The 12,773-nt window shown below is 68.5% G+C and carries 13 protein-coding genes and 1 pseudogene; 3 read left to right on the top strand and 11 right to left on the bottom strand.

The genetic code is table 11. The annotated features are described in order from the left end of the window. The 3 genes from A5622_RS17950 to recO are packed head-to-tail and all read right to left on the bottom strand — an operon-like array spanning nucleotide 1 to nucleotide 2,136. Nucleotides 1-429, bottom strand: coding sequence for a hypothetical protein (locus tag A5622_RS17950; RefSeq protein WP_066869587.1), 429 nt, complete (start codon nucleotides 427-429; stop codon nucleotides 1-3). Further along, nucleotides 429-1,346, bottom strand: coding sequence for a decaprenyl diphosphate synthase (locus A5622_RS17945; protein ID WP_082994624.1), 918 nt, complete (start codon nucleotides 1,344-1,346; stop codon nucleotides 429-431). The genes A5622_RS17950 and A5622_RS17945 overlap by 1 nt, the downstream gene beginning before the upstream one ends. Further along, nucleotides 1,339-2,136 (bottom strand): DNA repair protein RecO, encoded by a 798-nt coding sequence (recO, locus tag A5622_RS17940; protein WP_066869584.1) that lies wholly within the window; start codon nucleotides 2,134-2,136, stop codon nucleotides 1,339-1,341. Before recO ends, A5622_RS17945 begins: the two co-directional genes overlap by 8 nt. 61 nt (nucleotides 2,137-2,197) lie before the next feature. Here recO and A5622_RS17935 point away from each other — a divergent pair, with 61 nt between their 5' ends. Together A5622_RS17935 and A5622_RS17930 are read left to right on the top strand one after the other, a co-directional pair. Beyond that, nucleotides 2,198-3,688, top strand: a complete 1,491-nt coding sequence (locus A5622_RS17935) for an amidase (protein ID WP_066880369.1) — start codon at nucleotides 2,198-2,200, stop codon at nucleotides 3,686-3,688. Between the two features lie 63 nt (nucleotides 3,689-3,751). Then, on the top strand, nucleotides 3,752-5,209 hold the full coding sequence (locus A5622_RS17930; RefSeq protein WP_066880367.1) for an aminotransferase class I/II-fold pyridoxal phosphate-dependent enzyme: 1,458 nt from the start codon (nucleotides 3,752-3,754) through the stop codon (nucleotides 5,207-5,209). Nucleotides 5,210-5,226: 17 nt separating this feature from the next. Here the strand turns inward: A5622_RS17930 and A5622_RS17925 are convergent, their stop codons facing one another. The 8 genes and pseudogenes from A5622_RS17925 to A5622_RS17890 form a co-directional block, all read right to left on the bottom strand. After that, nucleotides 5,227-6,012 (bottom strand): SDR family oxidoreductase, encoded by a 786-nt coding sequence (locus A5622_RS17925; protein ID WP_066880365.1) that lies wholly within the window; start codon nucleotides 6,010-6,012, stop codon nucleotides 5,227-5,229. A 186-nt stretch (nucleotides 6,013-6,198) separates the two neighbouring features. After that, nucleotides 6,199-7,098, bottom strand: a complete 900-nt coding sequence (gene era, locus A5622_RS17920; RefSeq protein WP_066869571.1) for a GTPase Era — start codon at nucleotides 7,096-7,098, stop codon at nucleotides 6,199-6,201. Continuing rightward, nucleotides 7,091-8,401: a hemolysin family protein gene (locus A5622_RS17915; protein WP_066869568.1), complete on the bottom strand. Its 1,311-nt coding sequence runs from the start codon at nucleotides 8,399-8,401 to the stop codon at nucleotides 7,091-7,093. Before A5622_RS17915 ends, era begins: the two co-directional genes overlap by 8 nt. Then, nucleotides 8,398-9,612, bottom strand: coding sequence for a hypothetical protein (locus tag A5622_RS17910; protein WP_066880387.1), 1,215 nt, complete (start codon nucleotides 9,610-9,612; stop codon nucleotides 8,398-8,400). The genes A5622_RS17915 and A5622_RS17910 overlap by 4 nt, the downstream gene beginning before the upstream one ends. 50 nt (nucleotides 9,613-9,662) lie before the next feature. Then, nucleotides 9,663-10,196, bottom strand: coding sequence for an rRNA maturation RNase YbeY (gene ybeY, locus A5622_RS17905; protein WP_066869564.1), 534 nt, complete (start codon nucleotides 10,194-10,196; stop codon nucleotides 9,663-9,665). Nucleotides 10,197-10,216: 20 nt separating this feature from the next. Next, a complete protein-coding gene (locus A5622_RS17900; protein ID WP_066880363.1) occupies nucleotides 10,217-11,275 on the bottom strand; it encodes a PhoH family protein in 1,059 nt (352 codons plus the stop codon). A 56-nt stretch (nucleotides 11,276-11,331) separates the two neighbouring features. Next, nucleotides 11,332-12,180 (bottom strand): 16S rRNA (uracil(1498)-N(3))-methyltransferase, encoded by an 849-nt coding sequence (locus A5622_RS17895; RefSeq protein ID WP_066869559.1) that lies wholly within the window; start codon nucleotides 12,178-12,180, stop codon nucleotides 11,332-11,334. Nucleotides 12,181-12,203: 23 nt separating this feature from the next. Continuing rightward, a pseudogene (locus A5622_RS17890) lies at nucleotides 12,204-12,623 on the bottom strand (DnaJ C-terminal domain-containing protein); the annotation flags it as partial. Nucleotides 12,624-12,664: 41 nt separating this feature from the next. Here A5622_RS17890 and A5622_RS28435 point away from each other — a divergent pair. Beyond that, a partial coding sequence (locus A5622_RS28435) for a DnaJ C-terminal domain-containing protein (RefSeq protein WP_369829244.1) occupies nucleotides 12,665-12,773 on the top strand: 109 nt, incomplete at its 3' end.

Raw genomic sequence — 12,773 nt, 5'->3', positions numbered from 1 at the left:
TTACGCCGTCAGCGCCCGACGTATCTCGGCGCCGGTGTCGAGCACCAGCAGGATCAACGTCCGCAGGGCATCGTCGGTCAGGCCGGCGCCGGGGAAGTTATAGCGCAGCATCACGTCGGCGGTTTTCGCCGCACTCCTGCCCGAATTGCGTTGCACCGCTTTATCATTGACCTTCTCGACCATGGTCACGCTGCCGAAGTTGCTGTCGCGGGCCTGCTTGGCCACTTGCTCGCTGAGCTTCTTGGTCGACGGCAGATCCCACGCCAGTATCTGGGTGAGCGAGACCAGATCGAGCCCCTCGGCGATGTTGACCACCCGCAACGAGGCGATGGTGGCGTCGTGGCGCACCGTCACGGCGCCGTCGGCCTCCGCCTCGAGCGGAAGGACGTCGCCGAGTATCGATGCCAGGCGCTCCTGCAGCGGCGGCACTATGCGCTCCCGAATCTGCGGTTGCGGGAGGCGTATTCCTCACACGCCGCCCACAGGTCGCGGCGGTCGTAGTCGGGCCACAGCTTGTCCTGAAAGACGTATTCGGCGTAGGCCGCCTGCCACAGCATGAAGTTGCTGGACCGGTGCTCCCCCGAGGTCCGCAGGAACAGGTCCACGTCGGGGATGTCGGGCCGCTGCAGGTGATGCGACACGGTCGACTCGGTGATGCGCTCCGGGTTCAGCCGGCCGGCGGCGGCCAGGCGCGCGATTTCCCTTGTCGCCTCGGCGATCTCGGCGCGACCGCCGTAGTTGACGCAGTAGTTGACGGTGATGACGTCGTTGTCCTTGGTCAGGTCTTCGGCAATCGCCAGTTCGTTGATCACGCTGCGCCACAGGCGCGGCCGCGAACCCACCCACCGGATCTTGACCCCGATTGTGTTCAGGTTCACCCGGCGCATGCGCACCACGTCGCGATTGAATCCCATCAGAAAGCGGACCTCCTCGGGGGAGCGCTTCCAGTTCTCGGTGGAGAAGGCGTACAGACTGAGCCATTTGATGCCGAGTTCGATTGCGCCACAGACGATGTCGATGACCACCGCCTCGCCCGCCTTGTGACCGTCGGTGCGGGTCAATCCCTGCTGGGTGGCCCAGCGGCCGTTGCCGTCCATCACGATGGCCACATGGTTGGGCAATCGGTCGGCCTCGATCTTGGGCGCGGCCGCCTTGGAAATGTGCTGTGGGGGCCGGCACGGCCCACCGTCGGCCGGGGGCGGCAGCTCGGGAAAGACGACCGGCCAGGTCGACTTGTCGGGGAACACCGGGTAGTCGTCGGGCGCGGGGGGCAGCTGCGGGAAATCGGCTGACGCCGTGGCGAGCTCGGCCTTTCGGCCCGAGCCGCCGGCCCAGAGTTTAGCCACAGTCCATATCCTGCCCGATCAGCGCCGCGCGCTGGTCGGCGATGGTGCGGTCGGCGTGATACGTCCGTTCCACCAGCGGCAGGGTCTTGAGCTGCCGCTCCAGATGCCACTGCAGGTGCGCGGCCACCAGACCGCTGACGTAGTTACGGTGCGACTGCGGGGTCTGCTCGGCGAAGTCCCAATCGCCGTCGTGCAGCGCGGACATCAGGTCCAGCACCCCCGGGGGCGGCGTCGTCGAACCGGCCGGGCGGCAGTGTGTGCAGACGCTGCCGCCGGCGCCGACGTGGAACGCCCGATGGGGACCGGGCGTGGCGCACCGGGCGCACTCGTTCAGCGCGGGCGCCCAGCCTGCGATGCCCATCGCGCGCAACAGGTAGGCGTCCAGCAGGAGGTCTCGGGACCGGCGGCCGTCGGCCACCGCCCGCAACGCGCTCACCGTGAGCCCGTGCAGCGCCGGGGCGGGTGCCCGCTCCTCGCCGGCGAGGCGCTCGGCGGTTTCCAGCATGGCGCACCCGCACGTGTAGCGGCCGTAGTCGTTGACGATGTCGGTGGCGAACGCGTCAATGGAGACGACCTGGGTGACGATGTCGAGGTTGCGGCCGGGGTGCAGCTGCGCGTCGATATGCGCGAACGGCTCCAGCCGAGCACCGAATTTGCTGCGGGTGCGGCGCACGCCCTTGGCAACCGCGCGGACCAGCCCGTGCTCACGAGTCAGCAGGGTGACGATCCGGTCGGCTTCACCGAGCTTGTGCTGGCGCAACACAACAGCTCGGTCTCGGTATAGCCGCATCACAATAGTTTTGCACCCCGCCGCGACATTACGGGTATCCGCGCCGTTAGTCTCGTACCCCGTGATTGGCGCTTCTGGGTCGGGTCCCGGGTCCATTTCCGGATCCGGCCACCGGCGCCTGCCCACGCTCACTGACCTGCTCTATCAGCTGGCGAGCCGCTCGGTGACGTCCACCACACTGGTCGGTCGCTCGCTGCACGCCATCCACGCCAGCCAGCCCACGCTCAACGCCTTTCGGGTGGTGCTCACCGAGTCGGCGCTGGCCGACGCCGCCGAGGCCGACCGGCGCCGCGCGGCCGGCGACACCGCCCCGCTGCTGGGGATCCCGATCGCGGTCAAAGACGACGTCGACGTTGCTGGCGTGCCCACCGCCTTCGGGACCGAGGGGACGGTCGCGCCGGCGACGCACGACGCCGAGGTGGTGCGCCGTCTCAAGGCGGCCGGCGCGGTGATCGTCGGCAAGACCAACACCTGCGAGCTCGGCCAGTGGCCGTTCACCAGCGGACCCGGTTTCGGGCATACCCGCAACCCCTGGTCGCGCCGGCACACCCCGGGCGGATCGTCGGGCGGCAGCGCCGCGGCGGTGGCGGCCGGACTGGTCACCGCGGCCATCGGCTCCGACGGCGCCGGCAGCATTCGCATCCCGGCGGCGTGGACGCACCTGGTCGGCATCAAGCCGCAGCGCGGGCGCATCTCGACCTGGCCACTACCGGAACCGTTCAACGGCATCACCGTCAACGGCGTACTGGCCCGGACGGTGGCCGATGCGGCGCTGGTGCTCGACGCCGCCTCCGGAAACGTGGAGGGAGACCGGCACAAGCCGCCGCCGATCGTCGCCTCGGACTACGTGGGCAAGGCGCCCGGCCCGCTGAACATCGCGCTGTCCACCCGGTTCCCCTACACCGGCTTCCGGCCGAAGCTGCACCCGGAGATCCTGGCCGCGACGCGGGCGGTCGGCAAGCAACTCGAACTGCTCGGCCACACCGTGGTGCCGGGCAACCCCGATTACGGCATGCGGCTGTCGTGGGACTTTCTCGCACGGTCCACCGCAGGCCTGCGCGATTGGGAGGAGCGGCTGGGCGACGGGGTGGTGCTGGACCCCCGCACCCTGTCCAACCTGCGCCTGGGCGCCGTGCTGGGCCAGGCGATCCTGCGCAGCGCGCGTCGCCACGAAGCCGAAGACCAGCGCCGGGTCGGCTCGATCTTCGACATCGTCGACGTGGTGTTGGCGCCGACGACGGCCCAGCCCCCACCCCTGGCACGCGCCTTCGACCGGTTGAGTGGGTTCGGCACCGACCGCGCCATGATTGCGGCGTGCCCGCTGACGTTCCCGTGGAACGTCCTGGGCTGGCCGTCGATCAACGTTCCGGCCGGCTTCACCTCCGAGGGCTTGCCGATCGGTGTGCAGCTGATGGGCCCGGCGAACAGCGAGGGCATGCTGATCTCGCTGGCCGCCGAACTGGAAGCGGTCAGCGGGTGGGCGAGCCAACAGCCCCAGTCGTGGTGGGACCAGACGACGGACGCGCCGGGCGCCGCCGGGCCCCACGCCTGACGCCGGTGTTTACGCAGGTAACTAGGACGAATTAGCCGCTGACAACTCGGGTATTCGTTGGCGATGGACCAATCGACCGCTCCCCTACTCGATGCGCTGGCCGATTATCGGGCCAAGAACCGTTACGGATTCACGCCACCGGGCCACCGCCAGGGCCGCGGCACCGACGACCGCGTCCTGCAGGTGCTGGGCCGCGAACCGTTCCTCGACGACGTGCTGGCCAGCGGCGGCCTGGATGACCGCAGAACCAGCAACCAGTATTTGAAGCACGCGGAGGACCTGATGGCCGAAGCCGTGGGCGCCGACGTTGCCTGGTTTTCCACCTGTGGCAGCTCCCTGTCGGTCCGGGCGGCGATGATGGCCGTGGCCGGCGGCGACGGCAGCCTCCTGGTCGGGCGCGACAGTCACAAGTCGATCGTGGCGGGGCTGATCTTCTCCGGTGTCCAGCCGCGGTGGATCACTCCGCAATGGGACGCCGACCACCACTTCTCTCATCCACCCTCGCCGCAGCAGGTAGACGAGGCGTGGGACAAGCATCCCGACGCCGCCGGGGCGCTCATCGTGAGCCCCAGCCCGTACGGCACCTGCGCCGACATCGCCGGCATCGCCGAGGTGTGCCATCGGCGCGGAAAGCCGTTGATCATCGACGAGGCGTGGGGGGCACATCTGCCGTTCCACGACGACCTGCCGACCTGGGCGATGGATGCGGATGCGGACGTCTGCGTGGTCAGCGTGCACAAGATGGGCGCCGGCTTCGAACAGGGCTCGGTGTTCCATGTGCAGGGCGACCTGATCGATCAGGACCGCCTGTCGGCCTGCGCGGATCTGCTGATGACGACCAGCCCCAACGTCCTGCTGTATGCGGCCATGGACGGATGGCGCCGGCAAATGGTGGAGCATGGACACGAATTGCTCGGCGCCGCACTGGATCTCGCACACAAATTGCGTGCGGACATCGAAACTTTGCCCGGCGTCGAGGTGCTCGACGACGAGCTACTCGGGGCGCAGGCGTCCCACGACCTGGATCGCTTGCAGGTGCTGATGGACGTCTCGGGCACGGGCACCTCCGGTTACCAGGCCGCCGACTGGCTGCGCGCGAACGCTCACGTCGACACCGGGATGAGCGATCACCGCCGCATTCTGGCCACCCTGTCCTTCGCGGACGACAAGGCCACCGCCGGCCGTCTCACCGATGCGCTGCGGGCGTGGCGCAGGGCGGCCGACGACTTCGACCGCCCGCCGCAGATCGACCTGCCCTCTCCCGACGAGCTCCAGTTGGAGACTGTGTGTCTGCCCCGCGACGCGTTCTTTGGGCACGTGGAGGCGGTGCCCACCGATCAGGCCGCCGGGCGGATCGCCGCCGAACAGATCACGCCCTATCCCCCGGGCATCCCGGCGGTGGTGCCCGGAGAGCGTCTCAATGAGGCCGTGCTGAATTACTTGTGTTCCGGCGTGCGCGCCGGGATGAACACCCCGGATGCCGCCGATGCGTCGATGAAAACGATTCGGGTGCTGGCCTGATCCGCCGGGCCATCGGTTCAGTTGCCCCGCGGTTTCGACATCACCCGATTGCCAACGGCTTTGACCGTGTCCGGTAGCAGGCGGTTCGCCGCACCCATGACTTTTGTCAACGCGGAGCCGGCCACCACCTTCTGATCGCCTTGCATCAGCGCCTCGAATCCCTGCCGCGCGACCTGGGCGGGGTCGTCCTTGCGCATTTTGCCCATCAGGGAATCCACCATCTTGGCGCGGCCGAAGAAGTTGGTGTCGGTCGGTCCGGGCATCAAAGCGGTGACAGTGATTGCCGTGTCGCGCAATTCGTCGTGCAGCGCCTGGGCGAAGGATTGGATGAACGACTTCGACGCGTTGTACACCGGCTGATAGGACCCCGGCATCTGCGAGGCGATGGACGAGGTGAACAGCACCTTGCCCGCATTGCGATTCGCCATGTCGCGCAGAACCAGCTTGGCCAGGTGCACGGTGGAGCGCACGTTGAGATCGATGATGCTGAGGTCGTCGGCGAGCTCGCTCTTGAGGAACATTTCCCCGCGGCCGATCCCCGCATTCAGCGCGGCCGCGGCGAGCACGCGGTCGCCTTCGATTGCGCTCTCGTACACGTGCTCCACCCCCTCGGGGCCGCGCAGGTCCGCCTGGACCGGCTGCACCACGGCGCCGAACTGCGAGAGTTTGCCGGGCACGTCGTTGATCGCGTCGTCTTCGGCGGCAACGACCAGGTCATAGCCATGCTGGGCGAACTGCTTGGCCAGTTCGAATCCGATGCCGCTGGACGCGCCGGTGACGAGCGCGAGTTGAGGTTGCGTCATAGGCCGCGGCTACCCAGGGCGAAGGTGACCAAACGCGCGGCGGATGCGCCCACCAAAATTCAACCGGGCCAGATGCGTCGCCTCTGCTCGGCATATGGCTTTTCACGTGCGCTAGCGACGGTGCTAGCACGAATGAAAGTCACCTCTTGGTCCGGCGACCGCGGGCGACGCCGTCGCGTGCGATCGCTAAAAGCCCAGCCGACCAAGCTGTTTGGGGTCGCTCTGCCAGTTCTTGGCAACCTTGACCCGCAGATCGAGGTAAACCTTTGTCCCCAACAGCTTTTCGATCTGGGCACGCGCCGCGGTGCCCACCTCCCGCAGCCGGGCACCGCCCTTGCCGATGACGATTCCCTTCTGGCTGTCGCGTTCGACGTAGAGCAGGGCATGCACGTCGATCAGGTCGTCGCGGTCCTCCCGCGGGTTGACTTCGTCGATGACCACCGCCAACGAATGCGGCAGTTCGTCGCGCACGCCCTCGAGGGCGGCCTCCCGGATGAGCTCGGCCATCAGGACCTCTTCGGGTTCGTCGGTCAGCTCACCGTCGGGGTAGTACGCCGGGCCGGGCGGCAGCGCCGCGGCCAGCACGTCGATCAGGATGTCCACCTGCGCCCCGGTGACCGCCGACACCGGCACAATCTCCGCTGAGTCACCCACCAACTCGCTGACCGCCACCAGCTGCGCGGCCACCCGGTCTCTGGGCGTCTTGTCGATCTTGGTGACGATCGCGACCAGCGTCGTCTTCGGCGCGGTCGCGCGGATCTGTTCGACGATCCACCGGTCGCCCGGACCGATCGCTTCGTCGGCCGGGATGCACAGCCCGATCACGTCGACTTCGGAATAGGTATCGCGTACCAGATCGTTGAGTCGCTTGCCCAGCAGGGTGCGCGGCCGATGCAGGCCCGGCGTGTCGACCAGGATGATCTGGAAGTCGTCGCGGTGCACGATGCCGCGGATGGTGTGCCGGGTGGTCTGCGGCCGCATCGAGGTGATCGCGACCTTGGTCCCGACGAGCGCGTTCGTCAGCGTCGATTTGCCGGTGTTCGGACGGCCCACCAAACATACGAAGCCGGAACGGAATTCAGTCATGCTGCTCGGATTCCTCGCCATCGGATGAACCGTCGGATTCGATCGGGCTGAGCAGCACGGTATTGATCCGCACCCGACCCCGGTGATCGGTGCCGCCTTCGGCCTGCAGCCGCAGACCGTGCGAAACCACCTCGGCGCCCGGCAGCGGCACCCGGCCCAGCTCGAGGGCGAGCAGGCCGCCCACCGTGTCGACGTCGAAATCGTCGTCGAACTCCACCCCGTACAGCTCGCCCAAGTCCTCGATCGGCAACCGCGCCGACACCCGGAAGTGCTTGTCGCCCAGGTCTTCTATCGGCGCCGTCTCCGCCTGGTCGTACTCGTCGGCGATCTCGCCGACGATTTCCTCCAGCACGTCTTCGATGGTGACCAGGCCGGCGATCGCGCCGTACTCGTCGACGAGCAGGGCCATGTGGTTGCGGTCGCGCTGCATTTCCCGCAGCAGCGAGTCCAACGGCTTGGAGTCCGGCACGAAGACGGCCGGCCGCATCACCTTCGACACCGGCGGGGTGCGGCCGCCGTCACCAGACAGAACCGTCTGCTGGACAAGGTCTTTCAGGTACACGACGCCCACGATGTCGTCGACGTTTTCGCCGATGACCGGGATGCGGGAATGCCCGCTGCGCACCGCCAGGTTGATGGCCTGGCTGGCGAACTTGTCGCTTTCGATCCAGATCATCTCGGTGCGCGGCACCATCACCTCGCGGGCCGGGGTGTCACCGAGTTCGAAGACCGACTGGATCATCCGCCGCTCCTCGGCGGCCACCACGCCACGCTGCTGAGCCAGGTCGACGACTTCACGCAACTCGATCTCGGAGGCGAACGGGCCGTTGCGCAGGCCACGGCCGGGCGTCACCGCATTACCCAGCACCACCAGCAGGCGGCTGATCGGCATCAGCAGCCACGAAATTGCCTGCAGCGGAAGGACCGTCGTCAGCGCAATGGAGTAGGCGTTCTGACGGCCGAGGGTACGCGGTCCCACGCCCATCACGACGAAGCTGGTGACCACCATGATGGCGGCGGCGCCGAACAGCCCCCACCTGAGCCCGAAGTTGTCGTAGAGGAACACCACCAGCAGCACGGTCGCCGTGATCTCGCAGGTGATCCGCAGCAACACCACCAGGTTGATGTAGCGGGGCCGTTCGGACATGACCTTGGACAGGGCCACCGCGCCGGGCCGCTCGTCGCGCACCAACTCCTGAACCCGGGCCAGCGACACCGTGCTGATGGCCGCATCGATCGCCGCGAACAGTCCGCCGAGCGCGATCAGCGCGACTGCACCGAGCAGCTCAGACCAGCCGGTCATGAATCAGCGTTCTGCTCCTCGGCCCGGCTCCGGCGAGCGAGCAGCCAGGCGACCAGGCCGACCACCACCGCGAACCCCCCGAAGCGCAGCGCCAAAGTCCATCCGGACTGATTGGGCTGACCGGGCTCCTGATGATGCACGGCCAGCAACACCAGGAAGCTGCCATCGTCGGTCGGCCCGACGCCCGGCGTGGGCTGGGTCTTGATCACCCTGATCTGGGCGGGCGCGCTGCTGGTGTTGTCGATCTGCCCGAAGGCCAGGGTGGAGTCGTCGAGCAGGAAGGTGTCCTGGCCGCCCGCGGGTTGACTCCCGTCGTGACCCACCACCGACACGTGGCCCACCTCCACGGTCTCGCCCTTGGCGGGAACGAACACCGTGACGTTCTCGTACAGCTTCGGCGGCGCCGGCGGCTTGTAGTCGGGCGGCGGCGGACCGTTGTAGCCGTTCAACGGAATTGAGCCCCCGCCATAGAAGCTGCCCGCGGCCACGTAACTGTCACCCACCGCGGTGAACGGGACGACGCCGACGGTCGCGGCGTCGAGCACCATCCGGCCTCCGCGCGGCAGGTACGCCTCCTGATAGGCGCCGTTGTAGAAGTAGCGGAACGTGATCGGCTGGTTGAGCGGGTTGTAGATGGTCGGGCGGCGATAGGAGTCGTCGTAGTCGAGGTAGTCCCAATGGCGCGGCCGGACGAACTTCTGATCGTCCACCTTGAGAATGTCGACGTTCTCCCGGTGCGAACTCACGACGCTCTGCACCCGCTGGTTGAAGTCCACCTGGGTCGGCGGTTTCGGGGGGTTGGCGGGATCGACCCGCGCCACGGGCGCGGCCTTGGCCGCCGCGATCGCCAGCGAGGGCGCGTCCAGCCCGCGCGGCGGCGCCACGACCGGTGCGTTGCGCGGCGCGTCGGGGCCCGGCGGCGGGATGTCCAGCACCGGGACGTTCTGACCCGCGTTGGGCGGCGGGAGGACCAGGGGGTTGTGCGCCGGCGGCGGCATCGGGGGCGGCTCGTACGCCGGGATGGGAACTTCCGGCACCGGCGTGGGCGCGTTGCTCGGGGGTCCCTGGACCCCGCGGCGATCCTCGTTGCACACGTTCGCGGTGTGATAGGCGTTCACGTAGAACATGCAGTGCTGGCAGGAATCCGGGTTCGACCCGGCGCCCGCGCACGGGGCCGCCTGCGCCACCGAAGCGTTGGTGGTGACCACCATCGACAGCGGTGCGAAGGCGATGGCGGCGGCCGCCAGGATGCGAAGTGGCCTCAATGGTCGAAATACCTTGACTTGTCGAGCAATCGGCGGTCGCGTTCGGATTGGCGGTCCTGGTGGTAGGCCTCGACCTGCTCGGCGACCCACTCTTCGAGCAATCGGTCCTGCAGGGCGAACATCTCCTTTTCCTCGTCCGGCTCGCCGTGGTCGTAGCCGATCAGATGCAGCACCCCGTGGATGGTCAGCAGCGCCAGCTCGTGCCCCAGGCTGTGCCCCGCCGAGGCGGCCTGGCCGGCCGCGAATTCCGGGCACAGCACGATGTCGCCCAGCATCGAGGGCCCCGGCTCCGGGGCGTCCGGACGCCCGCCCGGCTCGAGCTCGTCCATCGGAAAGCTCATCACGTCCGTCGGGCCGGGCAGGTCCATCCAGCGCATGTGCAGGTCCGCCATCGCGGCGGTGTCCAGCAGCACCATCGACAGCTCGGCCGCCGGATTGACGTCCATCTTGGCGATGACGAACCGCGCGACGCTGATCAGTTCGGCCTCGGAGACGTCGATACCCGATTCGTTGGATACCTCAATGCTCATGAAATCCGCTCACCGCACCATCATCGACGACCGCGCGAGCCCGTCGCCCGCCGCGCCGCCCGGTTCAATGTCAGGCCGGGCTCGTCAAATTTCGCATAGGCGTCGACGATCTCGGAGACCAGCCGGTGGCGAACCACGTCCACGCTGGTCAGCTCCGCGACATGGATGTCATCGACGCTGTCCAGGATTTCCATCGCCGAGCGCAGGCCCGACTTGGCGCCGCCCGGCAGGTCGACCTGGGTGATGTCGCCGGTGACGACGATCTTGGATCCGAAGCCGAGCCGGGTGAGGAACATCTTCATCTGCTCGGCGGTGGTGTTCTGCGCCTCGTCGAGGACGATGAACGCGGAGTTCAGCGTGCGTCCCCGCATGTAGGCCAGCGGCGCCACCTCGATGACGCCGGCGGTCATCAGTTTGGGGATCAGTTCGGGATCCATCATGTCGTAGAGCGCGTCATACAGCGGCCGCAGATACGGATCGATCTTCTCGCTGAGGGTGCCGGGCAAAAAGCCAAGGCGCTCACCGGCTTCCACGGCTGGGCGGGTCAGGATGATGCGGCTGACCTGTTTGGTCTGCAGCGCGCTGACCGCCTTGGCCATCGCCAGATAGGTCTTGCCGGTGCCGGCCGGGCCGACCCCGAAGACGATGGTGTTGGCGTCGATGGCGTCGACGTAGCGCTTCTGGTTGAGCGTCTTGGGCCGGATGGTCTTGCCGCGCCGCGACAGGATGTCCAGCGTGAGCACTTCGGCCGGTGACTCGTTGTCGGTGCCGGCCAACATGGCGACGCTGTGGCGAACCACCTCCGGGGTCAACGGCTGACCGCCGGCGACGATGGCGACCAGCTCGGAGATCACCCGCTCGGCGAGCGCGACGTCGGCGGGTTCACCCGCGACGGTGACCGCGTTGCCACGCACGTGCAGGTCGGCTTTCAGGCTGCGCTCGAGGGCCCGCAGGTTTTGGTCGGCCGAACCCAACAAGCCCATCACGACATCGGGCGGAACGTCGATGCTGCTGCGAACCTGAGCAGAGGTCGGGACGGCTCCGGCTGCGTCAGCAGCGCTGGTCTCGCGGGGCGTCACGTGGCTCTCGATGCCTGCTTTCTCGGCTTGTCGGTGGGTTGCTGGGCCGTCTCAGTCTACGCCGAGGGCCCGGATTGGTCAGCGTTCAGCAACGTACTCGACGTCGGGTCGGTGTCGCGAACCCGCAGCGTGTGGCCGTTTGCCGGAACGTCGCTGCGCTGGTCCCACCTCGGGGTCAGCACGCCGAGGGCGCCCAGCGCGACCGCCGCGGCGCTCGACGTCCGCAGCACCTGGGGCCCCAGCCGCACCGCCGTCGCGCCCGCCTCGGACAGCGCCGCCATCTCGTCTTCCGCGATGCCGCCTTCCGGACCGACCACCAGCAGCAGCGATTCCGCTTGAGCCAGCCCGACATCCGCGAGCCGGTCGGTGGCCGACTCGTGCAGGGCGAGCGCCGTCGCGCCGGCGGCTACCTCGTCGCGGATCCGCCGGGTCAGCTCGGCGGTGGACAGCACGCCATCGACCGGCGGGATGTGCGCCCGACGGGATTGGCGGGCCGCCGACCGGGCGACGGCACGCCATCGCCGCAAACCCTTGTCGACCCGGTTGCCCTGCCAGTTGGCCACGCACCGCGCGGCATGCCAGGCCAGGAACGCGTCGGCGCCCGCTTCGGTGGCCAACTCGATGGCCAGCTCCGAGCGCTCCGACTTCGGCAGCGCCTGGACCACCGTCACCCGCGGGGATCCCGGGGGAACGGTCCAGCGTTCGAGCACCCGCGCGCGCAGCCCGTCGCGCCCGGCGTGCTCGACCTCGCAGTGGGCCAGGGCCCCGGCGCCGTCGCCCAGCACCAGCCGCTCGCCGGGGCGGATGCGCCGCACGGTCGCGGCGTGGAAACCCTCGTCACCGCCCAGCACGGCCAGCGAGCCGGGCTCGGGCAGATCGTCGAGGTAGAACAGGGTCGCGACCATGTGCGCGCCTTCGCGGCTCCCCGCTAGCGTCCGGTGAAGGTTTCGCGCAGCCGGCTGAACAAGCCGCCCCCGGCGTGCGTCGAGCGGACCTCGGGCACGTCGCGGTTGCGGCGGGTCTTGAACTCGCGCAGCAGTTCGGTGTCGCGGTGGTCCAGCCGGGCCGGAACGACGACCTCGACGTGCACATGCAGATCGCCGCGGGTGCCGGAGCGCAGGTGCGGCATGCCGTGGCCGCGCAGGGTGATGACCGACGCCGGTTGGGTGCCGGGCGGGATGGTGATTTCGCTGACGCCGTCCAAGATGGCGTCGACGGTGACGGTGGCGCCCAGCGCCGCGTCGACCATCGGCACCGAAACCGTGCAGTGCAGATCGTCGCCTTCGCGGACGAAGACGTCGTGGGGCTGTTCGTGGACCTCGACGTAGAGGTCGCCGGCCGGGCCGCCGCGAGATCAGCGTCAAGATCCCCGCGGGTGTCGGCGACGGCATGCGCGTGCGGCTCGCCGCCCAGGGTGAGGTCGGGCCCGGCGGCGGCCCGGCCGGCGACCTCTACGTCGAGGTCCACGAACAGCCCCACGACGTCTTCGTCCGCGAAG

Source organism: Mycobacterium sp. 1245801.1 (genome assembly GCF_001673055.1).
Lineage (GTDB): Bacteria > Actinomycetota > Actinomycetes > Mycobacteriales > Mycobacteriaceae > Mycobacterium > Mycobacterium europaeum_A.
The sequence above is the reverse complement of the archived record's forward strand: the minus strand, read 5'-3'. Positions and strand labels throughout refer to the sequence as shown.

Coding starts and splice junctions, on each gene's coding strand:
- era (WP_066869571.1), bottom strand. CDS start 7,098: ATGACTGAATTCCGTTCCGGCTTCGTATGTTTGGTGGGCCGTCCGAAC.
- A5622_RS17895 (WP_066869559.1), bottom strand. CDS start 12,180: ATGGTCGCGACCCTGTTCTACCTCGACGATCTGCCCGAGCCCGGCTCG.
- A5622_RS17925 (WP_066880365.1), bottom strand. CDS start 6,012: ATGACGCAACCTCAACTCGCGCTCGTCACCGGCGCGTCCAGCGGCATC.
- recO (WP_066869584.1), bottom strand. CDS start 2,136: ATGCGGCTATACCGAGACCGAGCTGTTGTGTTGCGCCAGCACAAGCTC.
- ybeY (WP_066869564.1), bottom strand. CDS start 10,196: ATGAGCATTGAGGTATCCAACGAATCGGGTATCGACGTCTCCGAGGCC.
- A5622_RS17910 (WP_066880387.1), bottom strand. CDS start 9,612: ATGGTGGTCACCACCAACGCTTCGGTGGCGCAGGCGGCCCCGTGCGCG.
- A5622_RS17915 (WP_066869568.1), bottom strand. CDS start 8,401: ATGACCGGCTGGTCTGAGCTGCTCGGTGCAGTCGCGCTGATCGCGCTC.
- A5622_RS17930 (WP_066880367.1), top strand. CDS start 3,752: ATGGACCAATCGACCGCTCCCCTACTCGATGCGCTGGCCGATTATCGG.